Here is a 24,007-nt window from a genome sequence, read left to right as displayed (position 1 = left end):
CTCGGGGGCAGGTGTGCGCCGCCACGGCCCGGCGGCGGCGACGGCGGCGGCCACCGCAACGTCGGCCTCGCGCGCGCCGCAGGCCGCCGAACGGGCGACGACGCGACCCGGGCGGCCGGGATCGACCGAGTCGATGGTCTCGGCCGTCGTCACCTCCCGGCCGCGGATCACCGCCGGCACCACAATGGTGCCGGCGTCGCCGGCGTGCTGCACAGCCGCCGCGAAGGCGTGGCGGACCTCACTGCGCCGCCACTCCCGCAGCGGTTCGGGCACGTAGGGCGACGGGTCGTCGGGGTCGGTGTCGAGACGGGTGGCCGTCCCCGGCTCGGGCAGGGCATCGACGGCGGGCGGGGCGATGAGGCCCTCGAGGGCGTCGCCCTCGGCGAAGCGGTGGCGCACGAAGGACTCGTTGCTGGTGTTCTCCAGCAGCCGGCGCACGAGGTAGGCCATGCCCGGCACCAGCTCGCCGACCGGGGCGTAGACCCGCAGCCGCAGGCCGAGGCGCGTGACCGCCCGGTGGACGGGCTCGGCCATCCCGTGGAGCATCTGGATCTCATATCCCGTGTCCGCGATGCCGTGGCTCCGGGCGTACTCGACGGCGTAGGCCAGTGAGCGCAGGTTGTGGCTGCCGAACGCGGCCCGCACCGAGCCGTGGTGGTCGTGCAACAGGCGGGTGCAACGCTCGTAGCTGGCGTCGGTCTCCTCCTTGCGCTCGAACACCGGCAGGGGCCAGCCCGCGCTCTGGGCCTGGATCGTCTCGGTGTCCCAGTAGGCGCCCTTCACCAACCGGACGGTGATGGGCCGCTCGCGCCGCTCCGAGAGGGCGATGAGGTCGACCAGGTCGTCGCGCGAGTCGCGGAGGTAGGCCTGCACGACGATGCCCATGTCGACGTGGGCGAGCTCCGGGTCCGACGCCAGCTCGCGGAACACCGCCAGGGTGAGGTCCTTGGCATCCGCGTGTTCCATGTCGATGTTCACCGTGGCGCCCCGTTCGCCCGCGAGGACCATGATCGGGCGCAGCCGGGAGGTCGCGGCGCGAATGCCCTGGGCGCGCGTGAGCGGCGCGAAGTGATCGGCGAGGGCGGAGGGCTTCACGCTCACGTTGACGCGGGGCAGGGCCCCCACGTCGTCGGCTTCGAGGTGGAGGTGGTCGGTCCAGCCCGGCGCGGCGTCGGTGAGCGCGGTCAGCAGGGCGACCACCCGGGCTGCGTAGCGATCCGCCTCCGCGGCCACCACTGTCTTCTCGCCCAGCAGGTCAACGGTGGTGGCGGTACCCGCGGCCCAGAGCTTCGCCACCCCCTCGACGGCCTCGGAGGTCGTGGCGCCGAGGATGAACTGCTCGGCCATGCGGGTGATGTTGCGCCGGGCGACGCCGGTCTCGACCCGGTGGCCGAAGGGCACGTGGTCGGCGACCCCGACCCCGAGCCCGAGGGCCTTGGGGACGCCGACGCCCGAGAGGTACTCGTCGAGGTGGCGGGCCACGTCGTCATCGCCGTCGAGGGCGGGGAAGACATCGACGAAGCGGAACAGCTGGGCCTTGAACTCGGGCTTCTCCATCGCCCAGTCGAGCATGCGTTCGCTCCACCACGACATCCGGTAGACCGACGACCCCTCGTCGCCGCCGAGCTCGGCGATGCGCCGGGCGGTGGCCGTGACCTTGGCATCCAGCTCAGCCGACACCCGGGCACGCTAACCCGGGCGGGGCACCACCTCGACGGCCCCGACCATGCCGTAGTCCTCGTGTCGGGGCAGGTGGCAGACCATCCGCACGGTCCCGGGCTCGTCGAAGTCGTACACCGTGGCGCCGGTCTGGCCGGGACCGAGGGAGACCTCGCCGGGCACGGGCGGGTGGGCCGCCTCGGTGCCGTCGGTGTGGCGGAGGTGGACCGCATCGGGCCCCACCACCAGCTCGTGGTTGAGCGGGTCGCGGTTGCGGACCACGAAGCGCACCTGCGTGCCCTCCCACACCCGGATCACCTCCGGGCTGAACCGGCTGTCGCGGATGGTGACCGTCACGGTGGTGGTGCCCGGACCCCGCACCGGTTCGGCGGCCTCGTCGTCCGCCGCGGCCACGGCGTAGCCACCGCCGGTCACTGCGCCGCCCACGACGAGGGCGGCGAGCGCTGTCGCCAGCCGCGTCACGGCTGGGGGCCCGAGGCGGGCCGGTCGGTGGCGTCACGATCGGTGGTGCGCACCGCCGGCATCGGGGGGGCCGCCATGAGCCGCACCAGCGAGACCCCGCCGATCACGGTGACCGCCGCGAGCACCCCGGCGGTCACCGGCCACCAGGCGATGCCGGCGTCGCCCTCGCCGTCGATGGGCACGGCCTGCACCTCGGGGACGCCGGCATCGGCGACCGCGGGAGCAGCATCGGCGTCGGTCGACACCGCCAGGTCGTAGTCGAGCTCCCCGGCGTCGGCCTCGAGCGGCAGGTGGGTGAACCACATGTCGTCGGGCACCCACTCCATGCCCTCGTCGGAGCGCAGGTCGGCGAGCAGCGACGCACCGGCCTCCTCGCTGCGGGCCAGCTCGAGGCCCTTGCCACCGGCGAGGAGCTGGGGCCGGTCGTCGGTCAGGAGGAACACGTCCGCCTCGACCTGCTGGTCCTCCTCCAACCCGAGCCCGAGGATGCGCAGCGGCACCCACGGGTCGTCGGTGGGGATGGTCACCATGATCGGGGTGCCGTCGCCGGCCTGCTGGCCCAGCTCGGCCGCCCGCCCGGCGTTGAACCTGGCCGCCATGAACACCGGGCTCCGCTCGGCGTAGAAGCGCAGCACCTCGGGGCTGTCGGGCGTGAGCAGGAAGCCGTTGTCGACCGCCCACGTGCCGACCTCCTCGGCCCCGCCCTTGAGCACGGTGATGTCGAGGGCGTCGATCTCGACCTCGAGGATCACCTCGGCCTGATCGGCCGACGCGGACTCGGCCCGAGCCTCGTCACCGTCGGTCGGCGGGGCGACCTCCTGCTGGAGGCGCTGGAGGGTCCAGTCCCCACCCCGCTCGACCTCCGACGGCACGTCGGGCAGCGGGATGATCGAGCCGACCTCCTCGCCCTCGCCGGTGAACTCGAAGGAGGTGACGTAGCGCTCGACGCCGTCGTGGTAGGCGGCCAGGGTCGTGGTGCGCACCAGCTCGATGGAGCCGTTCTCGCCGACGAGGCCGCCGCAGGCGAGGGCGGGCCCGGCCCCGAGCAGCACGACGGCGATGGTCGCCGCGGTGGCGGCCGCGGCGCGACGCAGTCGGCGACGAGACCGGGAGCCCCGTCGGTCCGAGTGGCGTATTGTTGCAGGTCGGCGATCGTTCATGGTGGCCTCCGAGGGGGATCGGTCACCCCTCCGACGCCGCCCGCGACACGCTGGTTCCCGACGGTGGCGATCGATGTCACCCGTCGGCCCCGGGGCCACGTCGGCCTGGCCCCGCCGCTGCGCCCGGGTCGGGGTCTCGGTTGGTTGGAGGCGCCGCCGGGAATCGAACCCGGGTTGAGGGATTTGCAGTCCCTTGCCTAAGCCACTCGGCCACGACGCCAGGTCCGAAGACCATAGCCTCCGGCTCCCATCGTCCTCCCGGGCCCGAACCGGCTGACGACGCGCCGCACCTCGACCTCAGGTGGTCACGTGGAGCACGCCGCGGAGGCCGCTCACCTCGAAGAGCTCGCGCACCGCCCGGCTGGGGTGGGCGAGCTCGAGCGTGCGCCCGCCGGCGGCCGAGGTTCGCTGGGCATCGACGAACACGCGCAAGGCGCTGGAGTCGCAGAAGGCCACCCCGCTCAGGTCGAGCACCACATCGCACCGGCCGATCGAGTCGGCCAGCGCGGCCCGCAACCGGGGCACCGAGAACATGTCGAGGTCGCCGGCCAGGCGAAGCGTGACCACGCCCTCGGACAGTCGGGAGCGGTCGATCTCGATCACGGCCCCGATGGGGCCCGACGCCTCCGGCGCGCGCGACACCTTCACGATCTGTGTCGTCCCCCCCGCCAGCCGCTGGGAAACAAGGTCATCCGGAGCGATCTGCTCATCGTCTGCCTCATCCCGCCCACTTCTCGGGTCTCTTCGATGCGTTTCGCCACCACTTTCAGCGACTGATCTGGTCGACCTGCTCACCACTGAGGCCGCTCGCCCCGGGCCGGCCGGTGGTCAGCCCGGCGTGACCCGCCTCCCAGGTGGTCGACTGACCGGCGGGTCAACCAGGCCGCTACCGTGAGACGAGATCGGCAAGGGACGAGGAAGTGGTGCACCGGGTGACCGACCAGATGCCAGAGACGCCGGCGCCCCAGGAGCGCCCTCGACCCGAGGATTGGGCCACCGACTGGGACCACACCCACGACGACTACGCGGCGGCCGCCCCGGAGATCTGGGCCGACCTGCGCGACCGTTGCCCCGTCGCCCACACCGACCGCTTCGGTGGGGCCTGGCTGCCGACGCGGCACTCCGATGTGTCGGCCATCGCCCACGACACGGACCACTTCTCGTCCCAGAGCATCATCGTCTCGGACTTCAGGCCCAGCGCCCCGGCGCCGGTCGGCTTCGCCCCGCCCATCACCTCAGACCCCCCGTTCCACGAGCTCGCGCGGCGACTGCTGCTGCCCGCCTTCTCCCCCAAGGCCATCAGGCCGCTCGAGGCCGCCACCCGCACGCTCTGTCGCGCCCTCATCGACGAGATGCTCGCGTCGGGCGACCCGCTCGTCGACGCCGCCACCGCCTACACCCAGCACATCCCTGTGGGGGTCATCGCCCACATGCTCGGGGTGCCGCCCGAGGACGGGGACCGCTTCCGGGTCTTCATCCACCGCATCCTCGAGAAGCCGGGCCAGTCGGGTCCGACCGACACCGAGGACACGATGATCAGCTACCTCCAGCGGGCGATCCAGGACCACCGCGACCACCCCCGCGACGACCTCATCGGCTACCTCCTCGGCCTCGACCTCGACGGGGAGCCGCTCGACGACGATCACATCATCGGCACCGTCGCCCTGCTGCTCATCGCCGGGATCGACACGACCTGGTCGGCCATCGGCGCCAGCATCTGGCACCTGGCCCAGAACCCCGACGACCGTCGGCGGCTCGTCACCGAACCCGAGCTGATGCCCAACGCCCTCGAGGAGATGTTGCGGGCTTACGCCCCGGTCACCATGGCCCGCCTCGTGTCCGACGACATCGAGATGGGCGGACAGCACCTCACCAGGGGCGACTGGGTGCTGCTGCCGTTCCCGTCGGCCAACCGCGATCCCGAGGCCTTCGACCGGGCCGACGAGGTCGTGCTCGACCGGACCAAGAACCGTCACGCCGCGTTCGGCCTCGGCATCCACCGCTGCCTCGGATCCAACCTCGCCCGCATGGAGCTGCGCGTCGCCCTCGAGGAGTGGCTCCGCCGGGTGCCCGACTTCGAGCTCTCGGACCCCGGTGCGGTCCGCTGGTCGACCGGCCAGGTCCGCGGCCCCCGGTGCCTCCCGCTGCGCCTGCTCGCCACGGTCCCCGCCGAGGAGGCAACGGGATGAGGGTCGTGTACGACCGCGACGCCTGCGAGGGCCACAACCGCTGCTACCTGCTGGCGCCCGAGGTCTTCGACGTCGACGACGAGGGCTACGCCATCCTCCGGATCGAGGGCGAGGTGCCGCCCGAGCTCGAGGACAAGGCCCGCCTGGCCGCCGACAACTGTCCCGAGTACGCCATCACCATCGAGGCCTGAACCGCCGACCCCACTCACCCGTTCGCCGCCGCGAGCCGGGTCGCGTGGGCGTGCACGGCGGTGCGCAAGGGTCACCCCACAAGTGTGGTCCCCGACCCTCGCGCCTGACGCTCCCGGAATCCGATGACCGTCAGGCGCACGGCCACGAACAAGAGCAGCACCGCAAACGAGAGCGACGACACACGCGCATCGAGGGCCAGGGAGATCTGGCTGGCGACGAGCGCCGATGCCACTCCGGCCGCGCCGACGAGCAGGCCGGGACGAAGGCGGGTGTGACCATGGCGCACGTTGCGCTGCGTGCCCATGATCGCGGTGGGGACGATCACCGCGAGCGACGTTCCCTTGGCGATGGCCAGGGGAAGCCCGAAGGCGATGGTCAGGACGGGCACGATGATCACACCGCCTCCGACGCCCATGAGGCCGGCGAGGACGCCGGCCCCGACGCCCAGGATGACGTATCCCATGCCCGTCAGGGCGTGAAGGGCTTGGGGCGCCGCGTCAGGGGGCGTGTCGGTCACGAGGCCCGCAGCCGTCACGAGCAGTACCCCAGCGAACCCGATCTGGAGAGCCGGTTGGCTCACACTCCCCAGCCAACGGGTGCCGACGGTGGCGCCTGCCACGGCACCGACGGCAACTAGCCCCGCCACCGTCCACTCCACCTCGTCCGCGACGCCGTACCCGATGACCCCAGCGATCGAGATCGGCGCGATGGCGGTGAGGGAGGTGCCGTGCGCCATCCGTTGCCCGAACCCGGCCAGCAGGACGAGAGCAGGCACGATCACAACGCCGCCTCCCACCCCGAAGAGCCCAGAGGTGAAGCCTGCGAGGGCCCCGACGAGGATCACCCGCCATGCACCCACTCCGTCACCGGTCGCGGGGGAACTGGATGCTGCTGTCGACGTCCTCACTGTGGCGTGACGAGGGAGGGCGGTGTCCGGCGACGGTTCAGCGTCACGAACCTGGGTTCGCGTCCAGGTAAGCCTCCGCGAACTCGACGTAGCTCGTGTCGACCGCATCCTCGAACTGAACGTCGTCGGATTCGATGTCTCCCCGCTCCTTGAACCACTCAAAGTCCGAACGCATCGCCTCCAAGTTGAGCGCACCGTGCTCCGCCATGAAGGCCGGGACGACCTCCTCGTAGAGGGCTCGATCCTCCAGTGAGGTGTTATCGACGAGGATGTCGATGAACTCCTCCGGTACGGGGCCCTCGCCTTCGATCACAGCCTCCCGGTAGTCTCGAACGCCGAGCGCGTAGGCGACGGCGAACCGACTGGCCAGCTCCCGGTCATCTCGGAAGCCAGGAGACGCCAACAAGATGGCTTGCTGGGAATCCCGTATCTCGTCCTCCCGAAGCCAGATCTCGGCAAGGCCCTCTGATTCTGCGATCGTCATGAGTGGTTCGATGGAGTACGCCGCGTCGAGCGACCCTTGGTCCACTGCGGTCGTCATCTCCGAAAAACCGAGGACCTCGGTCTCCACATCTTCAAGACTGAGGTCGCAGCTGTTGAGGAAGATCTCCTGGGAGTGCAGCACGCCATTCGACGTAGCACTTATCCCCAGCCGCTTACCTTCGAGGTCTTCGCATGAATCAATGGACGACCCCGGGGCCACAATGAACCCGGAGTAGCCGAAGCCTTCAGCGTTGGACCCCTTGTCGGCGAACGCCCGCACGTCGATCCCTCTTGCGGCGGCGTTCCAAAGGCCCGGAGCAACCGCTCCTCCACCGACGTCGAGTTGGTCTGACCCTAGGGGCGCCACCATCTCTCCCGAGTTGGCAAAGTTCGAGAGCTCGATCTCGATCCCGAACCGGTCGAAGTAGCCACGCTCGATCGCCAAGTAGAGGGGCGCATCGGAGTAGGCACCGACCACTCCGAGCCGGACCGTGCGAGCGGGATCCAACGGTTCGAGCTCCTCGTTCGGGTCGAGGTCTCCCGCCGCATCAGACGTAGCCTCATCCTCGTCTTCCCCGCACGCCACCATCGACAGCAGCAGCACGAGGGTTACACAACCGAAGAGGACACGTCGCATGGTGGGGGCCTTCCTTGCTGTCGTTTGTGGTGCGTGGTGGATCTTCACTGCTCTCTCCAAGGGATCAGTCGACGTTCAAGGGCATCCATCGCCATGTTGGTGATGTAACCGAGCAGACCGAGGAGGAGCAGGCCGACGAACATCCGCTCCACCGCGAAGACCTCCCATGAGGACCAGACGAGATAGCCGATCCCGGTGCGTGTGCCGACGAACTCCGCCGCCACGATGAGCAGCAGCCCGATCCCGACGGAGAGCTTGATGCCGGTGAAGATGTGCGGAAGGGCCCCCGGTAGCGCGATGAGGCGGATGTACTGGCCCCGTCGAGCACCGAAGCTCGAGCCCACGTCTCGGTAGCTCGCCGGTAGGTTCAAGACCCCGCCCATCGTGTTGTAGAGGGCGATGAAGAAGACGCCGATGGCGACGAGTGCGACCGAGGAGCGCTCACCGATCCCGAAGATCAACAGGAGCAGGGGCAGGATGGCGATCTTCGGAATCGGGAAGGTCGCAGCGATCACGGGCAAGAAGATTGCTCGTACGAGCCGCGAGAGGCCCATGACCGCCCCCAGCAGCGTGCCGGGCACGACCCCGATCACCAGACCGAGCGCCACCCGCCGCAGACTGGCGGTGACGTGCTCGGTCAGCTCGCCTGACGACGCCATCTCGCCCAGCGTGGCGAAGATCTGGGTCGGTTGGCTGAAGAAGCGAGTGTCGATCACCTCGGCGTAGGCGAGGAGCTCCCAAGCGCCGAGAAGCACCAGGGGCGACACGACGGCCAGGATCATCTCGGGTCCGGGCCGGAGCTGGCGTCGCAGGCGAGTCGCCCTGCTGGCGTTCGCCATCGCCGAGTCGACGCCTTTGGCCCCGTCGATGGAGACGGCCCCTTCGGAGGTGCCCTTCATCGGCCCGGCTCCTCGAAGCTCCTGATGACCTCGGCCTCCAGATGGCCCCAGATCTCGCGGTGGAGCGCCGCGAAGCGCTCATCGAAGCGAAGGTCTTCGCCGTTGCGTGGTCGATCGAACGGGACTGAGAACTCGGCGATGAACCGGCCGGGACCAGCACCCATGACGAGGATCCGGTCAGCGAGCAGGATCGCCTCCTCGATGCTGTGGGTCACGAACACGACGGTGCGCCGCTTTTGCTCCCACAGATCGAGCAGCTGGTTCTGCATGAGGGTGCGCGTCTGCACGTCAAGGGCGGCGAACGGCTCGTCCATCAGCAGGAGCGTCGGATCGTTGGCGAAGGCTCGAGCCAGGTTCGCCCGCTGCCGCATCCCACCGGAGAGCTCGCGGGGGAAGGCTTCGGCGAATCGCTCGAGGCCGACCGAGCGCAGCTCGACCATGGCTCGCTTCCGCCGCTCCTGACGCGAGATCCCTCGCAGCTGGAGACCGAAGGCGACGTTGTCGACCGTGCGGAGCCATGGGAGGAGGGCGTCGTCCTGGAAGACCATGTTCACGCGGTGATCTTCACCCGGCGAGCCTTGGCCGTCCTCGGACGCCTCTCGTGTGAAGGAGATGGCACCGGCACTGGGAGGAACCAGCCCGGCGAGCACTCGGAGCAGCGTGCTCTTGCCACAGCCCGACGGTCCGAGCAGAACGAGGAACTCACAGTCGCCGACCTCGAGGTCAAGGCCCTCGAAGACGGTGGCCGTGCGGTGGCGGCGCGTGAAGGAGACGGCGAGCCCGCGAGCCTGGACGGCAGGATCGGCGTGGGGCTCGCCCGCGGCTCGGGCGGAACCTTCCGACGGCGGCTCCGGCCCGATGGACGGTGGCGGGCGGCTGGGCTCAACGGAGACGGCTCCTGTGCCGACGCTTATGGCCATGGCTATCCCCCTGCGAGGTAGGCTTCGTGCGATGGTATACCGCCTACAACAGATGTCAAGGGGCCGAACTCCGCATGGTCTAGGTCTCCGTCGCCCGATGTCATACCGTATGCAAAAGGAGTGGCGATGAGCACCAGCGCGCAGGCACCCGCCGAGCCAGTGCTGTGGGAACGCGCCCGTGACCAGCTGCGGACGTGGATCATCGACGGCGCGCTGCCCGCAGGGATGCCCTTACCCGAGCAGGAGCTGGCCCGACGCCTGGGCATGAGCCGCAACCCGGTCCGAGAAGCGTTGCGCACGCTCCAGCGAGACGGCTGGGTCGTCAGCCGGGGTCGTCTCGGGGTCCGGGTGCGCGACGCCGACCCGGCTGAAGGCGCAGACGTGCTCGAGGTGCGGGCGCTGCTCGACGTCGCCGTCAGCGGACGAGCCGCCCGTCGCCGCCACGTTGAGGAGCTGCCGGCGATCGAGCGCCTGTTGACCCGGGGCGAGACAGCCACTGCGAACGGTGCGGTTGAAGAGCTGGTCGAGCTGAACCGCGAGTTCCACCACCTCGTCGCCGGGATGGCACGAAGTCCTGTGCTCGCTGAGCTGCTCGATCACCTGGACGTGCGCGTGCGCTGGTTCTTCGCCCAGGTCGCCCACGCTCGATCCACGAGCTCGTGGCACGAACACAGCGAGCTGGCCCGAGCGATCATGGACGGTGACGCCTCGGCCGCGGTTGCCGTTGCCCGTCGACACACGGCCGAGACGCTGTTCGCCTACCAGCAACGCACCGGGCTCGATCGCCGGTCGATGGCTGACGGCTACGCTTGGGAGCTCGGTGCCGATGAGAGCGCCCGCTTGCAACCTCGGGAAGGGAACGAGCCGTACGTGACGGCCGAAGAAGATGGTCAAGGCGGTGCGGTCGATGCGACCGGGCTACGGCGGTTGCAGCAAGACGATCCGCTCTGGATGCGCGTCTACCGGGAGCTCGAGAGGGAGATCATGGCTCGGCGGCTCGCCCCGGGTTCCGCTCTGGTCGAGGACACCATTGCGAAGCAGCTCGGTGTCAGCCGGATCCCGGTGCGAGAGGCCCTCCGGATGCTCGAGCGCGACGGGTGGGTGGTGACCCGCCCTCGGGCCGGAGCGACCGTGCGCACGGTCTCGCCCGCAGAGGCCACCGAGCTGTTCGAGGTCCGTGGGTTGCTCGAGGCCCACGCTGCGGGACGAGCGGCGCAACGGGCGACCGCTCGCGAGGTCGAGTCACTCCGCAGCCTCATCTCCGACGAGCAGCGGGCCTACGATCATGGGGACCGGGTCGCGATCGTCACCCTGAACGACCAGTTCCACGACGAGATCACTCGGATGAGCGGCAACCACACGTTGAGGGAGCTGACCCTCCGGGTGGCCAAGCAGGTGGCTTGGCTCGTCGCATCCTTCGCCGGAACGGCGCGGGCACCACGACTCGATGACCACCGTGTCCTGGTCGAAGCCATCGAGGCCGCTGACGTCGAGCGCGCTGCCGGCTTGGCTCGCGAGCACGTCGAGTCTGCCCGACAGGCCTACGCCGGCCGCGTGGGGAGCGGGTGACCGTGGGCCCGGGCCTTCCCAAGCAGGCGCCGATTTGGTATACAGACTACTGACTACGAGCCACAGCGGAGGAAGCCACCATGACGGTGATCGCAACAACAGAGGTCGCATCGCCCTACCCGATCGTCACCGAGGTCGAGCTCCCAGAGGTCGCCGACCTCGTCCGACGCTCGCACGAGCAGCAGTGGCAGCCGCTCGCCGACATCCCGTGGCACACCTTCGACGACGTCGAGATCAACGACGAGGTCCGCGCTGCCGCCGCGACGTTCTGGAGCCTTCGGGCGTGGATGGAGCACGGTGCCGTTCCCTACGGCGCAGAGCGGCTGAGACAGGCCATCGCCGAGCACCGGCCCTACGAGGTGAAGGCGCACCTGGTCAACTTCATCCGCGAGGAGACCCGCCACTTCGAGGCCTCCTACCTGGTGGCAGAGCGATTCGGCGGCTTTCAGCCCGGCCCCACCGAGAGCTACTTCGAAGCCATCATCCCCCGCTTCCACGACGAGCGCGAGGAACAGGAGCTCTCCTTCTACGCCAACCTGTTCTTGAACACCCTCTTCGAGTCGCTGTCGGGCGACCTCCTGCAGGATCGGTACCGCAACGCGGTGGTGCCGGCCATCAAGGAGGTGAACAAGTTGATCCTCGCCGACGAGGGCCGCCACATCCGGTTCGGCAAGATCCTCATGCAGCACAAGCTCGACGACATCACCGATCTCGAGCGTCGGAGCATCGAGAGCAAGTTCGAGGCGAAGTTGCGCACCTCGCTCCTTCGTGGCGTCTACGCGGTGACCAACCTGCCCGACGACATGCAGCAAGTTGCCGGCCAGGCGCGCCGCCTGACCGCCCAACACGGGCTCGGCGCGACCGATCCCGACGACGAGCCGACGATCCTCCGCAACGCGCTTCGGCGCCTGCGACGGGAGGTGGCGCCGCTCGACATCCGGCTCCCCCACTTCCCGGAGATCGGTGACCACCCCGACGACACCACGACTCCGGGCCCGCCCCCCGGCGACCGGCGGTGACACCGGGAACGGCGAGGGGAACCCTCGGAGCGGTCGCGGCAGGGGATCCACGCGCCGCCGTCGTTGGCCTGAGCGCCATCGCCGATGGAGGGAACGCGTTCGACGCCGTCCTGGCGGCGGCCGCGACGCAGTGGGTCGTGATGCCCGACATGTGTGGGCCCGGAGGCGACCTCTTCGCGCTCATCGTCGGCAACGGCCAGCAGGTGGCGGTCAACGCTTCGGGCCCGGCCCCGGCGGCCGGCACGGGGCCCGGCGCCGCCGCGAGCACCGTCCCGGCCGCCGTCTCGGGCATGGAGGCGGTGGCGGGCCTCGGAGCCCGGCGCCCCCTCGCCGATGCCTTCACCGCCGCACAGCGCATCGCGGCGCGCGGGTTCGCCATCTCACCGAGCCTCGCTTGGCAGGTCGACCACTCGTCCGAAGAGCTCCGCCAAGGCCTCATCGGGCAATGGGGCTCGACCGAGAGCGGTTCGGTGGTTCGGTGGCCGGCGATGGCCGCAACCCTCGGCGAACTTGCCTGCGTCGGCCCCGACGCGCTGCTGTCCGGTCAGGCGGGCACAGCCGGCGTCACTGCGGCCTCGGAGTGGGAGTCGTCGGGCTCCCGCCTCACCGCCGATGACCTCCGATCGGGGACGGCGTCCGTGCTCGAGCCGCTGCGGATCGACCTCGGTGCCTGGCAGGTTGGCGGTCAGCCGCCCGTGAGCCAGGGCGTCGTGACCCTGCTCGCCCTCCGCCTGCTCGGGACCGAAGGCCGGGACGAGCTGGCCGCAGGGACCGCACGCGGCGCTCACCTCGGCATCGAGGCGATCAAAGCCGCCTTCGCCCTGGCCGCCGGCGTCGTGACCGAGGACGGTGCCGATGTTGCCCAGAAGGTTCTCGATGACGAGCCCAGGGCCACGGGGATCCGGCTCGGTCCGCTCGCCACCGACGGACCAACGATCACGGCCGGCTACGGCGAGACCACCCATGTTGCCGCCGCCGATGCAGACGGCAACGTGGTGAGCCTGTTGCACAGCCTGTACCGGCCCTTCGGCGCGCGGGTGCTGTCGCCCTCGACGGGCATCATCCTCAACGACCGCGGCGACTGCTTCACGATGTCCGGCCCGGGATCGGCCGCTCCGGGGCGCCGGCCGCCGCACACCCTCGCCAACGTGTCTGCCATCGGGCCGCGAGGGATCGCCCTCGCCCTCGGCACCCCCGGTGCCAACGCCCAGGTCCAGACCGTCGCCCAGGTCATCGTCGGTCTCCTCCACGAACCTCCGGAGAGGTGGGCAGAGGTCCTCGACGAGCCCCGATGGGCGTTCTGGGGCGGGCGCGACGTGGCCGTCGAGAATCGCCTGGACAGGCCCTCCCTCGACGATCTCGCCGGGCGGGGCCATCGACTCGTCTCCCGCGCCAGCCACGACTGGCTCGCGGGCGCCGTCGGTGTGGCGGCGTCGACCCCGCAAGGACCTCTCGCTGCGCAAGACACCCGCCGTGCCGGTGTCGCCCTTGCATTATGAGCCGACCAAGGAGGACCACCAATGGCCTACGACGCTCTCGTCATCGACGGTCTCGAGCCCCTGGGGCAGTACTCCCAAGCGACCATCACCGCGCCCGGCCGACTTCTCCACATCGCCGGGCAGGTCTCGATGGATGCGGACACCGTCCTCGGCGTCGGTGACCCTGACGCCCAGGCTGCGCAGGTGATCGAACGACTGGGCCGGGTCCTCAGCGCGGCCGGTGCGAGCTGGTCAGATGTCTGCCTCGTGCGCGCCTATGCCACCTCGCTCGACGCGGCCCGGGCCTTCGCCCGAGCGCGACGGGACGTCCTTCGGGAACCACCTCCAGCGAGCACGGTCCTCATCGTCGCCGGCCTCATCCATCCGGATCTGGTGATCGAAGCCGAGGCCACCGCTGCCCTCGACGGCCAGGGAGACCGCCATGGCTGAGCCCATCGGCGCCGCGTCCCCTTGCGCCGAACCGGGGCAGGGCCTCACCCAGGTGCAGGCGAGGACCGGAGATGTCCTCACGCCACTGAGCTTCCTCGACCGCAGCGCGGCTGCGTTCGCCGAACGGGTGGCGGTGATCGAAGGCGATCGGGCCTTCACCTACCGCGAGTTCGCGGACCGGTGTCGACGCTTGGCGGGCGGACTCGCTGGTCGCGGGGTGGCCCCCGGCGACCGGGTGGCCGTGTTGGCCCCTAACACGTCTGCACTTCTCGAGTGCCACTACGGCGTCCCGCTGTCAGGAGCCGTCCTCGTGGCGCTCAACACTCGACTGACCGGATCCGAGCTGGCCGACATTGTCGATCACGCCGGTGCCCGGACGGTCCTGATGGACCACGACCTCATCGGTCGAGGGGCCGAGCTCGTCTCTCGCCTGGCGCCGTCGATCGACCTCATCGAGATCGGCGGACCGAACGACGGCTACGCGGACCTGTTGGCCGCCGAACCGGTCACCACCAAGCCGATCGACGACGAGTACGGGCTCATCTCGCTGAACTACACCAGCGGCACCACCGGCCGGCCGAAAGGAGTGATGTATCACCACCGTGGCGCGTACCTCCAAGCCCTGGCGATGGCCCACCATGCCCGGCTCGACATCGGCTCGGTGTACCTCTGGACCCTCCCGATGTTCCATTGCAACGGGTGGTGCTTCACATGGGCGGTGACCGCAGCGGGGGGCACCCACGTCTGTCTTCGCCGGCTGGAGCCGAGCCGGGTGTGGGACATCATCGACACCGCCAGGGTGACGCACCTCAACGCGGCGCCCACCGTCCTGGTCGATCTCCTCGAAGATCCTGCGGCGCCCACGGCCGGGATGGGCCGCTCGCTGCGAATCGCAACCGGCGGTGCCCCGCCTTCGCCCACGCTCCTGGCTGGCCTGGAGGCGAAGGGGATCGAGGTGACCCACCTCTACGGCTTGACCGAGACGTTCGGCCCGGCCGTCGTCTGCGACTGGTGGCCGGAGTGGGACAGCCTCGACCAGGCCCATCGAGCGAGGTTGAAGGCGCGCCAGGGGATCGGCAACGTCGCAACGGCGTCGTTGCGGGTGGTGGACGAGAAGGGCGTCGACGTCGCCGCCGACGGCGTGACCATGGGAGAGGTCGCGGTGCGCGGGAACAACGTCACTCTCGGCTACTACCGCGATCCCGATGCGACATCGCTCGCCATCCCCGACGGCTGGTTTCGGACCGGGGACCTGGGCGTCATGCACCCGGACGGCTACCTCGAGCTGCGCGATCGAGCCAAGGACGTGATCATCTCCGGTGGAGAGAACATCGCCTCCATCGAGGTGGAGCAGGCTCTCCTCAGCCACCCGGCTGTCCTCGAGGTCGCTGTGGTGTCCGCACCCGACGAACGCTGGGGCGAAGTTCCGCGGGCTTACGTCACCGTGCGCCCCGAGCTCCCACAGCCCGAAACCTCAGAGCTGATCGACCACGCTCGCTCCTCCATCGCCGGCTACAAGGTCCCGAAGCAGATCTTCTTCCAAGAGCTACCGAAGACCTCGACGGGCAAGGTTCGCAAGGACGAGTTGCGCTCGAGGGCATGGGCAGATCCTCAGGGGTCGGCCACATGAGCGACGGGACACGCCCTCATCGGTCCGGCGAGGGAGCACCAGCGGCGGTTGAGGCTGTCGTGGTCAAGTTCAGCCGGGGCAATCGCCAGGTCCGACTGACCTTGCCGGCCATGGAGCCATTGGCCGAGGTCACCTTGTCCGTCGACGACGCAGCCGAGCTGGCGGAGCGGATCGGTCACGCCGTCACGGCCATCCGCGCCGGACATCTCCCCCCGGGAGTCGAGACGGCACTCGATCTCGAGCTGTGAGCGGGACCGCCGCCGGCGTCGAACGAACAGGAGGAGGCGCCTCGGGGCGAGCGCTCTGGCCGGGTCTCCTCCTGGTCGCAACCGGGGTGGTCCTCTGCCAAGCCATCGCCGCGCTGTGGGCGCCCGTCTCACCGCTGGTCGCGGCGGTGATCTTCGGCGTGCTGCTCGCCAACGTGGCGAGGCTCCCGTCGTCAACCGGCCCTGGCCTCCACTTCAGCGGCCACCAGCTGCTTCGTGCCGGGGTCGTCCTGCTCGGCTTCCGGCTCGCTGCTGGTGACATCATCGATCTCGGCGGCCCCGGTGTGGCGCTCGTCGTCGTCACCGTCACCATCACCTTCCTCGCCACCCGGGCTCTCGGACGCCTCCTCGGGCTCTCGGAGGGTCTCAGCCTCCTCGTGGCGACCGGCTTCTCGATCTGCGGCGCCTCAGCGGTCGCAGCCATGCAGGGCGTCGCCGAAGCCGAAGAGGAAGAAGCGGCCTACGCCGTCGCTCTGGTCACGCTCTGCGGCACGCTCTCGATCGTTGGGCTACCGCTGGTCGGGGCCTCCCTCGGGCTGTCCGACACTGCCTTCGGAACGTGGGCGGGAGCCAGCGTCCACGATGTCGGACAGGTCGTCGCCACCGCCTCCACCGCCGGTTCCGCGGCCCTCGCCACCGCGCTGTTGGTCAAGCTCACCCGGGTCGCGCTTCTCGCTCCCGTCGTTGCGGGCGTCGGCCTGACTCGGCGCCGCAGCGTGAGCCAGGAGCGACGGCCGCCGCTGGTGCCGCGCTTCGTCATCGGCTTCCTCCTGGCCTGCGCCCTCCGCTCGACCGGGGTGGTGGGGCCGGGTTTCATCGATGCGGCCACCACCCTTAGCGACCTCCTGCTGACGGGCGCTCTCGTGGGCTTGGGCTCCAGCGTGTCGATCATGCGACTCCGGCGGATCGGTGGTCGTCCGCTCTTGCTCGGCATGTTGGCTTGGGCCGTGATCGCCGCCACCTCGCTCGGAGGCACGCTGCTCCTCGAACGTTGAACTGGCCGCGACAGCGGCGCCCCGCGACGGGGACGGCGACGCGGGGCCGGTGTCAGGTGCCCGCGACCCGCATCCGTCCGATGTCGACCGTCTCAGTCGACGGCTCGGCGTCCGCCCCATCGCGGGAGCGGGGGTCGTAGGTCCACGTGGAGAGCTCGGCGTAGTCCGCGTGTTCCCGGGCCTCCAGGTGCCCGACGTACCACCCCACCTGCCCTCGCTGACGCCACCCGCTCGGCAGCCTCACGCGCCCGCCGTGGTCCGGATCGCCCCACGCGGGCTCACGCTCGCTCGTCGTCCACGACTTCAGCTCGACGTCGTCGCCGATGACCCGCGCGCAGACGTGCCACGGGAACGGCCGGCCGGCGAAGGACCAATCGAGCTCGACCCGGCCCTCCCAGCGGAAGGGGTGACCATCGCGGGCGGTGTCCCAGGTGTGGACGTTGAAGATCCAGCCGGCGCCGTAGTAGACGTTCTGGGTCACGGTCACCGCCCTGATGCGCGAGCCGGCACGGGTCACCCGCAGGGCGGCTCCCTGCTGGGCACCCGCGCTGCGTCCGGTCCACACCGCGCAGGACTCACCGTCGACCACGGCGTCGACCCCCTTGGGCCAGATCAGCATGCGGGTGTTGCCGTCCACGTTGGTCGCCAGCGCCTCGGCGTGGACCCCGGTGCCGGTGGTGGAGATGGCGAAGCGATCGACTCGGTCCTGGGTGACGTAGCCGGCGCCGTAGGTGCTCGAGCTGTTGGCGGTGAAGAGCGGCAGACGGCTCGGCTGGCAGCCGGCCAGGACCACCAGGGACACGAACGCGACCAGACTCCCACGGGCACGACGACGCCGATGCTCTGTCACCACAGGGATCCTCCCACCGCTCACCCGACCGCGCTGCCGTTCGGTCGCCGCACGGTATCCATCGCCGACGGTGGCGGTCCAGGACGCGAGCGGAGGGCCGCGCGAAGCGGAGGCGCCATTCGCGCCGAACCGGAACGAGGTCGACTCGTGCGTTGGCCTCATTTCAACGTAGCATTACGTTGTGGCGATCCCGAGACGACGTGACCTGAGAGCCGACGCCCTGGGTGTGCTGCTCGCGGCGCCCGACGGCATCGACGGGACGGGCCTGCAGGACGCGGTCGCCGAGCTCTCGGGGCGACGGCCTCGGACCTCCTCGCCTGCCTGCTCAAGCTCGAACGGCAGCGGTTCCTCGTGGTCGAACGGCGGGACGGGCACTGCTTTCGCCTCAGCGAGACGGGCATGACCGAGGCCTGCGAACAGGGGCGCGGCCAGGTGGTCGATGTGATCGTCGTGATGCTCGACCTGGTCGGCTTCGTGTCCTTCACCGAGGAGGCGGGTGACGGCGCGGCCCACGAGCAGGCGAGACACCTGGTGCAGTGCGCCGATCGGGAGCTGAGGGCGAGCGGCGGTCGGGTCCTGAAGGGGCTGGGCGATGGGATCCTCGGCATGGTGCCGCCCGACACCGACGCGCTCGAGGCGGTGCGGCGCACCGCGAGGGTCGTCTCGGACGCCGGTGTCGAGTGGCGACTGCGGGCCGCGGCCCACCACGGCGCCCCGATCCTGCGCTCCGGCGACCTCTTCGGACGAGACGTCAACCTGGCGGCCCGCCTCTGTGCCCTTGCCAGTCCCGGCGAGGTGGTCATCACCGTCGACGGCAACAGTGATGGTCCCCGAGCCTCGACCGACGACATCGAGCTCGTCGCGGTACGGGGCCGCACCGACCCTGTCCCGGTGCAGAGGTTCGCGCTGTGACGCGGGTGTTCCGCCGAGGAGAGCTCAAGCAGGCGATCGTCGAGCTGCTCGCCGATGAGGGCCCGGCTCACGGCTACGCCGTGCTCGCGGGTCTGCGTCGCCAGGTCGGCCCGCACTGGCGACCCAGCCCGGGCGCGGTCTACCCCGCCCTGCTCGCCCTCGAGGACGCCGGGCTGATCACTGGCGCGCGAGACGGCGATCTCCGGACCTACGCCGTCACCGACCGAGGTCGGCACCTCGTCGACCCCGGCGGTCGCGTCGTGGCCCGTGCCGCCGCCCGGCTGGGCACCCGCCGGCCGGCTCCGACCGTCGGCGACCTGCTCGACGACTTCGCCTCCACCTTCCCGGACCGACGACACGTGCTCGTCCCCGCCGACGAGCGCGCCGCCGTCGACGTCCTCGACCGTGCTCAGCGTGAGCTGGCCACGCTCACCACTCCCCCCGACCCCCACCCCGGAGATGATCGAGATGGATGACTTCGCCACCGCGGCGTTCCGAGAACGCCGAGCCCACCGCACCGCCCGCCGACGGGCCCTGCTCGTCCACGTCGCCGTCTGGATCACGGTCAACGTGTTCCTCGTGGTGGTCTGGGCGCTCAGCGGTGGAGGCACACCGTGGTTCCTTTACGTGTTGTTCGGGTGGGGCATCGGCGTCGCCGCCCACGCTGCGACCACGCTCCTGGCCACCGATCCCGATGACATCCTCTTGGCCGACGAGGAGCGACGCCTCCGCGCCGAGCCCCCGCGCTGAACGACCGCCTTTCGGGCATCGCGTGGGCCCGGCCGCAGACCCCGACCATGAGGCCACCGGGCCCGGCGTCGGAACTGTGGTGGGAGGAGCGACGACCGGGCACACTGGTGCCCGAGCCCACCCCGAGCCCGAGGAGATCCATCGCCCATGAGCGTCTACAAGGTCATCGAGATCATCGGCACGAGCAACGACTCGTGGGAGGACGCCGCCATGACCGCGGTCAAGCGGGCGCGCGAGACCGTGCGCGACCTCCGGGTGGCAGAGGTGGTGGAGCAGGATCTCGACATGGGTGACGGCGATGTCGTCACCTACCGCACGAAGCTCCGCGTGTCGTTCAAGTTCGAAGGCGACCAGTAGCGGAGGTGTGGCGGGAACTGGCGGGTCAGGCACCGCAGCGCGCCAGAGCCGGACGCGAACGTTGCCTCCCCGGCGGCCGTCGTGAGGACGGCACGCCGATCGGGTCGGTGCCTGTGCCCGGGTGATGCCATCCGGTGGTGGGCCGTGTGGTCCCGCTCGCCCAGCAGGCGGTGTTCCAGCTCGCGTGCCACTGGACTCACGCGACGGCCGAGGCTCCGGTCAGCTCAACCTGGACCGTCACCCGATCCGTGGTCGCCATCGGGGACCTCGAACACCGAGAAGCCCCACATGCCCCAACGCTCGTGACACTCGCCACGCTCTTGCTCAGCGCTGCGTCGTCCGGGGTCATCGAGCCGAGACGCATCACTGCCAGGACGGCAGGGACCTCGCGGCTTCGGAGCCTCAGCGCTCCATGGATCACGCCCTCGCGTGCTCATTCATCTTCTTGCTGACCGACGGTAGGGAACCTGGTGCGCCGGGTCGGCGTAGAGGGATCGGCCTCGCTCAGGGACCGCTGAGCCGCGCCGGTGTGCGCACCGGTCCGGCTGGCAAGGCCCTGCCCTCAGAGTGCCACGACCGCTCGGCGTGACGCCCGGTCGTGGGAAGGGTTGCCCATTCACGGCGCCCCGGGCAGCCCCTACGGTCGAGCGGATGGAGCGATCCCTTGGTGTGCCCAACGCCGCCGATCCCGCCGTCCTCGACCGGTTCGCAGCCGATTCGCGCCGCTCTGCCGCGGACGTCAACCAGGTCCGCTCCCGCCTGGCCGGCGCCCGCATCTCCCCCCGGGCCGATCGCTTCGGTCTGGTGAGCGACCTGATCGGCCAGCACGACGACGCCAAACGCCAGGTGGTGGACGCCTTGGACTCCGTGGCCGAAGGCTTCGACCACCTCGACGCCTCGGCCGGCCAGTTCGCCGAGGCCTTCCGCGTCGCCTCGGAGGTGCGCTGACATGGGAATCGACCTGGCCGACGTGACCCCCGACTTCGTCGATGACGCTGCCGGCTTCCTCGCCACCTCGGTGGTCGGCCTCGTGGCCAAGACCGCCGAGGGAACCTGGGACCTGGCCACCGACCCCCTCGAGGCGATCTACGCCGAAGCCCGCAAGGGGGTCGCCCACCTTGAGCAGAAGCTGGCGCCGATCGCCGACTTCGCCACCAACCCGGTCGGTGACGCCGACTCGTTGCGCCAGGCCGCCCGCATCTGGGGCGAGGTGGCCGACGCCCTCGGCACCGAGGGCCAGCGCCTCAAGAGCCGGGGTCCGGCGCTCGGGCGCACCTGGACCGGCCCCAACTCCGACTCCTACCTCGACGCCGTGACGGGGTTCTCGGGAACTCTCGCCGACGTGGAGAGGGCCGCCCGCGACGTGCAGCGGCTGCTCGACCGCGGTGCGGGCAGCATCGACGACCTGAACCGCGAGGTCCACCTCCTCGTGGTCGAGACCGCGGCGTGGATCGGGTTCTCCGTGGTGCTGGGCCTGATCACCGGCGGCGGCGGGCTGGCCGTAGGCGTCGCCCGGGTGGCGGCGACCGTCAAGAAGGTCACCGCGCTCTTGGAGCGGGCCAAGCGCGCCCTGACCGCCCTGCGGGTGGCCCAGGCCGTGCGCTTGTCGCGGATCGCCTTCGGGCTGAAGGCCACCGCGGATGTGAGCCGCCTCTCCCGAGTGGCCCTCTCCGGTGCCTCCGTGGCGGCCAAGGCCTCCAAAGGCGTCAAGGTCGCCACCTCCACGGTGGGGGCCAGCCGTTTCGGGGCCCTGGGCAAGACCCTGGCCAAGACCGCCAACCCGGTGAACTCCAGGATCAAACGCATCGCCCTCACCTCCTCGACCGCCAGCAGCGCCCTCACCACCGCCCTGTCCAAGGACCCCAAGACGTGGACCGACGAGGACATCGCCGGCATCCTCTTCGGCGGCTACCTCTCGGCCGCCGGTGCCGGCCCGGCCACCAAGCTCCTGGAGAGGGCCGGGATCACCGGCACCGTCAAACAAGCCGCCATCCAGGGGGCGGCGTTCGGTGGAGCCTCCAGCGTCGCCACCCAGAAGGTGTTCAGCGGCGAGGTCGACGCCTCGGAGGTGGGCTTGAAGGCGCTTTTCGGCGGCGCCGGCGGCGGGGTGGGGCGGGCGTCGGTGCGCCGGTCGCTGGCAGCGTCGAAGAAGGACAAGGCGGCTGCGCTGTCTGCGCTCGGTTCGGGGACTTCGGGAGTAGGGAGCGGGACGCTGAAGAAGCGCGTCGATGACCTGTTCGCCCGGCGCGACGAGCTGATCAAGGCTCGCGGTCGCGTCGGCGTGGAAGGGGTTGGCGAGGGCCTGATCAGCCGCGGCGGCAATGCGGTGCTCAACGGTGAGCATGCGCCGTCCGCCCCGCCCGAAGTCTCCCCGCCGGGTTCCCGTCGCTTCCACCTGCCCGCCGCCCCCGAGCTGTACCGGATACGTTCCGGTGAGTCGCTGTGGTCCATCGCCGGCGAGCGTCTCCACGATCCGCAGATCTGGCAGGAGATCCGCCGGGCCAACCCCGGCCTCACCGACCCCGACCTCATCCACCCCGGGGACCGCGTGGCCATACCCGCCGGCCTGGGCTTCCGCGTGGCTGACTGAACCCTCCGGGAGAGCCGGATATCTGCCCCCGGCATTGGGGCCCTTCCTGGTACCTGAGCTCCGCAGCTTGGGGTCATGAGCATGGTCATCGGTCCTCCCGGTACTGCTTGGCAAGATGAGCGGCGGCGACGTAGCAGCCAATGGGCCGGCACCGTCGTGGGTCTCCGGAGTTCGGTGGCGCCAACGGCACGACGAGCACCTGGCCGGCAACCTCGCTCGCGAACGGTCAGGATGACCCCGGCGCGTCAGCGACCCAGGGTTCTGGGGCACCAGGAGGCGGGGTGAAGATCGGAGCTCAGATGCGCCAACCGTGGACTTGCTCGACCGGCAATGCTGCCGGCAGCACCAGCGTCGAACCGCTCAAGGCTCGCCGACCGAAGAGATGTCGTAGCGCTTCACGTCGGCATCGACGATCGCAGCCTGCTGGCCGTCGCTCGGCCCGGCACCGCGGAAGGCGAGCAGGTCCTCCTCACCGTCCCACCGCTCGTAGATGCGAATCCGGGCAGGATCCACGCTGTCGGCGGTGATCGAGAAGCCAGGAGCGCTTCCCCGGGGCCACGGGCGTCGTCGTGCCTCTCACCGCCAAGGGCTTCACGCTCGACAAGCGGGCCCAACGCGGTTCCATCCATCGTCGAGGAGTACTGGTCGGCACCTCGTCGCAGGGCGGGGTCAGGTGCCGCAGAAGGTCTGGTAGCCACCGAAGGTGAAGGGGGAAGGCTCGGCGTAGCGCTCGAGGCCGGGGCGTTCATCGAAGGGCTGGGCGAGCACGTCGAGCAGGCGGCGGAAGGGGTCGAGGTCGCCGTCGGTGGCTACGGCCAGTGCCTCCTCCACCAGGTGGTTGCGGGGGACGTAGACGGGGTTGACCCGGTCCATCGCCTCCGCGGACGGCTGTGCGCCGCGAGGCTGGGACGACACCCGGGCCTGCCAGCGGGCCGACCAGGCGTCGAAGGCGTTGGGTTCGGCGAACAGCGTCCGGGCCCGGGCTTCGTCGCCGCGGAGCGTCGACGACAGGGCGCGGAAGCAGGACGTGAGGTCGACGGCCTGGGTCTGCAGCAGGGCCAGCAGGTCGTCGACCAGCTCGACGTCGCGCGGCTGCTCGTCGATGAGGCCGAGCCTGGCCCGCATCCCGGCGCGCCAGTGCCCCTCGTAGCGTGCGGGGTACGCGTCGAGCACGGTGGTGGCGGCGGCGACGGCGGCATCGGTGTCGTCGTCGGCTCCGAGCAGGGGCAGCAGGGTCTCAGCGAGCCGGGCCAGGTTCCACTGGGCGATGCCGGGCTGGTTGCCGTAGGCGTAGCGCCCGCCGTGGTCGATGGAGCTGAACACGGTGGCGGGGTCGAAGGCCTCCATGAACGCGCAGGGGCCGTAGTCGATGGTCTCGCCCGAGATGGTCATGTTGTCGGTGTTCATGACGCCGTGGATGAACCCCACGAGCATCCAGCGGGCGACCAGCGAGGCCTGGGCCTCGGCGACGGCCTCGAAGAAGGCCAGGTAGGGCTGCTCGGCGTCGTCCGCACCGGGGTGGTGACGGGCGATGGCGTGATCGGCCAGGCGCCGCACGAGCGCGCGGTCGGGGTGGGTGGCGGCGTACTGAAAGGTGCCGACGCGCAGGTGG

26 protein-coding genes and 1 tRNA gene are annotated in these 24,007 nt (G+C 70.4%); 15 read left to right on the top strand and 12 right to left on the bottom strand.

Annotated elements, in window-relative coordinates; translation table 11 throughout:
- The 5 genes from VNL12_RS15140 to VNL12_RS15120 all read right to left on the bottom strand — a co-directional run.
- The coding region (locus VNL12_RS15140) for a proline dehydrogenase family protein (RefSeq protein ID WP_325595776.1) at window positions 1-1,680 on the bottom strand (1,680 nt) is incomplete at its 3' end.
- Window positions 1,681-1,689: 9 nt separating this feature from the next.
- Window positions 1,690-2,142: a plastocyanin/azurin family copper-binding protein gene (locus VNL12_RS15135; RefSeq protein WP_325595775.1), complete on the bottom strand. Its 453-nt coding sequence runs from the start codon at window positions 2,140-2,142 to the stop codon at window positions 1,690-1,692.
- A complete protein-coding gene (locus VNL12_RS15130; protein ID WP_325595774.1) occupies window positions 2,139-3,302 on the bottom strand; it encodes a DUF2330 domain-containing protein in 1,164 nt (387 codons plus the stop codon). The genes VNL12_RS15135 and VNL12_RS15130 overlap by 4 nt, the downstream gene beginning before the upstream one ends.
- Window positions 3,303-3,447: 145 nt before the next feature.
- Window positions 3,448-3,522: transfer RNA gene (locus VNL12_RS15125), tRNA-Cys, on the bottom strand.
- A 77-nt stretch (window positions 3,523-3,599) separates the two neighbouring features.
- Window positions 3,600-3,950, bottom strand: coding sequence for an STAS domain-containing protein (locus VNL12_RS15120; protein ID WP_325595773.1), 351 nt, complete (start codon window positions 3,948-3,950; stop codon window positions 3,600-3,602).
- A 296-nt stretch (window positions 3,951-4,246) separates the two neighbouring features.
- On the opposite strand from VNL12_RS15120, the gene VNL12_RS15115 reads away from it, so the two are divergent.
- Both VNL12_RS15115 and VNL12_RS15110 read left to right on the top strand, forming a co-directional pair.
- On the top strand, window positions 4,247-5,491 hold the full coding sequence (locus VNL12_RS15115; protein ID WP_414654908.1) for a cytochrome P450: 1,245 nt from the start codon (window positions 4,247-4,249) through the stop codon (window positions 5,489-5,491).
- The gene (locus tag VNL12_RS15110) at window positions 5,488-5,682 is read left to right on the top strand and encodes a ferredoxin (RefSeq protein WP_325595771.1); all 195 of its coding nucleotides are present in this window, start codon (window positions 5,488-5,490) and stop codon (window positions 5,680-5,682) included. The genes VNL12_RS15115 and VNL12_RS15110 overlap by 4 nt, the downstream gene beginning before the upstream one ends.
- A 71-nt stretch (window positions 5,683-5,753) precedes the next feature.
- Here the strand turns inward: VNL12_RS15110 and VNL12_RS15105 are convergent, their stop codons facing one another.
- The 4 genes from VNL12_RS15105 to VNL12_RS15090 all read right to left on the bottom strand — a co-directional run bounded on the left by VNL12_RS15105 (window position 5,754) and on the right by VNL12_RS15090 (window position 9,529).
- The gene (locus VNL12_RS15105) at window positions 5,754-6,698 is read right to left on the bottom strand and encodes a sulfite exporter TauE/SafE family protein (protein WP_325595770.1); all 945 of its coding nucleotides are present in this window, start codon (window positions 6,696-6,698) and stop codon (window positions 5,754-5,756) included.
- Window positions 6,634-7,677, bottom strand: a complete 1,044-nt coding sequence (locus VNL12_RS15100; protein ID WP_325595769.1) for an ABC transporter substrate-binding protein — start codon at window positions 7,675-7,677, stop codon at window positions 6,634-6,636. Before VNL12_RS15100 ends, VNL12_RS15105 begins: the two co-directional genes overlap by 65 nt.
- Before the next feature lie 77 nt (window positions 7,678-7,754).
- A complete protein-coding gene (locus VNL12_RS15095) occupies window positions 7,755-8,609 on the bottom strand; it encodes an ABC transporter permease (RefSeq protein ID WP_325595768.1) in 855 nt (284 codons plus the stop codon).
- Window positions 8,606-9,529 carry an ABC transporter ATP-binding protein gene (locus VNL12_RS15090; protein WP_325595767.1) on the bottom strand — a complete coding sequence of 308 codons (924 nt, stop codon included), beginning with the start codon at window positions 9,527-9,529 and terminating at the stop codon, window positions 8,606-8,608. Before VNL12_RS15090 ends, VNL12_RS15095 begins: the two co-directional genes overlap by 4 nt.
- Before the next feature lie 126 nt (window positions 9,530-9,655).
- Between VNL12_RS15090 and VNL12_RS15085 the strand changes: the two genes are divergently transcribed.
- The 7 genes from VNL12_RS15085 to VNL12_RS15055 all read left to right on the top strand — a co-directional run bounded on the left by VNL12_RS15085 (window position 9,656) and on the right by VNL12_RS15055 (window position 16,936).
- Window positions 9,656-11,098, top strand: coding sequence for a GntR family transcriptional regulator (locus VNL12_RS15085; RefSeq protein WP_325595766.1), 1,443 nt, complete (start codon window positions 9,656-9,658; stop codon window positions 11,096-11,098).
- Window positions 11,099-11,178: 80 nt separating this feature from the next.
- A complete protein-coding gene (locus VNL12_RS15080) occupies window positions 11,179-12,117 on the top strand; it encodes a hypothetical protein (RefSeq protein ID WP_325595765.1) in 939 nt (312 codons plus the stop codon).
- On the top strand, window positions 12,114-13,616 hold the full coding sequence (locus VNL12_RS15075) for a gamma-glutamyltransferase (protein ID WP_325595764.1): 1,503 nt from the start codon (window positions 12,114-12,116) through the stop codon (window positions 13,614-13,616). The genes VNL12_RS15080 and VNL12_RS15075 overlap by 4 nt, the downstream gene beginning before the upstream one ends.
- 21 nt (window positions 13,617-13,637) lie before the next feature.
- Window positions 13,638-14,045 (top strand): RidA family protein, encoded by a 408-nt coding sequence (locus VNL12_RS15070; RefSeq protein ID WP_325595763.1) that lies wholly within the window; start codon window positions 13,638-13,640, stop codon window positions 14,043-14,045.
- Window positions 14,038-15,675 carry an AMP-binding protein gene (locus VNL12_RS15065; protein WP_325595762.1) on the top strand — a complete coding sequence of 546 codons (1,638 nt, stop codon included), beginning with the start codon at window positions 14,038-14,040 and terminating at the stop codon, window positions 15,673-15,675. The genes VNL12_RS15070 and VNL12_RS15065 overlap by 8 nt, the downstream gene beginning before the upstream one ends.
- A gap of 59 nt (window positions 15,676-15,734) precedes the next feature.
- Window positions 15,735-15,923 carry a hypothetical protein gene (locus tag VNL12_RS15060; RefSeq protein WP_325595761.1) on the top strand — a complete coding sequence of 63 codons (189 nt, stop codon included), beginning with the start codon at window positions 15,735-15,737 and terminating at the stop codon, window positions 15,921-15,923.
- Complete coding sequence (locus VNL12_RS15055; RefSeq protein ID WP_325595760.1) at window positions 15,920-16,936, top strand: YeiH family protein; 1,017 nt, start codon at window positions 15,920-15,922, stop codon at window positions 16,934-16,936. The genes VNL12_RS15060 and VNL12_RS15055 overlap by 4 nt, the downstream gene beginning before the upstream one ends.
- A gap of 52 nt (window positions 16,937-16,988) precedes the next feature.
- On the opposite strand, the gene VNL12_RS15050 is transcribed toward VNL12_RS15055, so the two are convergent.
- The gene (locus tag VNL12_RS15050) at window positions 16,989-17,738 is read right to left on the bottom strand and encodes a hypothetical protein (protein ID WP_325595759.1); all 750 of its coding nucleotides are present in this window, start codon (window positions 17,736-17,738) and stop codon (window positions 16,989-16,991) included.
- 447 nt (window positions 17,739-18,185) lie between these two features.
- Between VNL12_RS15050 and VNL12_RS15045 the strand changes: the two genes are divergently transcribed.
- The 6 genes from VNL12_RS15045 to VNL12_RS15020 all read left to right on the top strand — a co-directional run bounded on the left by VNL12_RS15045 (window position 18,186) and on the right by VNL12_RS15020 (window position 22,395).
- Window positions 18,186-18,698, top strand: a complete 513-nt coding sequence (locus VNL12_RS15045) for an adenylate/guanylate cyclase domain-containing protein (RefSeq protein WP_325595758.1) — start codon at window positions 18,186-18,188, stop codon at window positions 18,696-18,698.
- Window positions 18,695-19,174, top strand: a complete 480-nt coding sequence (locus VNL12_RS15040) for a PadR family transcriptional regulator (protein WP_325595757.1) — start codon at window positions 18,695-18,697, stop codon at window positions 19,172-19,174. The genes VNL12_RS15045 and VNL12_RS15040 overlap by 4 nt, the downstream gene beginning before the upstream one ends.
- The gene (locus VNL12_RS15035; protein ID WP_325595756.1) at window positions 19,167-19,448 is read left to right on the top strand and encodes a 2TM domain-containing protein; all 282 of its coding nucleotides are present in this window, start codon (window positions 19,167-19,169) and stop codon (window positions 19,446-19,448) included. Before VNL12_RS15040 ends, VNL12_RS15035 begins: the two co-directional genes overlap by 8 nt.
- Window positions 19,449-19,595: 147 nt before the next feature.
- On the top strand, window positions 19,596-19,805 hold the full coding sequence (locus VNL12_RS15030; protein ID WP_325595755.1) for a dodecin family protein: 210 nt from the start codon (window positions 19,596-19,598) through the stop codon (window positions 19,803-19,805).
- Window positions 19,806-20,456: 651 nt separating this feature from the next.
- Entirely contained in the window at window positions 20,457-20,753 is a 297-nt protein-coding gene (locus VNL12_RS15025; RefSeq protein WP_325595754.1) for a hypothetical protein, read from the top strand.
- 1 nt (window position 20,754) lies between these two features.
- Complete coding sequence (locus VNL12_RS15020) at window positions 20,755-22,395, top strand: LysM peptidoglycan-binding domain-containing protein (RefSeq protein WP_325595753.1); 1,641 nt, start codon at window positions 20,755-20,757, stop codon at window positions 22,393-22,395.
- Between the two features lie 360 nt (window positions 22,396-22,755).
- Here VNL12_RS15020 and VNL12_RS15015 read toward each other — a convergent pair whose 3' ends face one another.
- Window positions 22,756-22,908, bottom strand: a complete 153-nt coding sequence (locus VNL12_RS15015; protein ID WP_325595752.1) for a hypothetical protein — start codon at window positions 22,906-22,908, stop codon at window positions 22,756-22,758.
- A 156-nt stretch (window positions 22,909-23,064) separates the two neighbouring features.
- Window positions 23,065-24,007: protein adenylyltransferase SelO family protein (locus VNL12_RS15010; protein WP_325595751.1), on the bottom strand; the 943-nt coding region annotated here is incomplete at its 5' end.

The organism is Iamia sp. (genome assembly GCF_035575815.1).
GTDB lineage: Bacteria > Actinomycetota > Acidimicrobiia > Acidimicrobiales > Iamiaceae > Iamia.
This window is presented reverse-complemented; position numbering and strand designations above follow the sequence as displayed.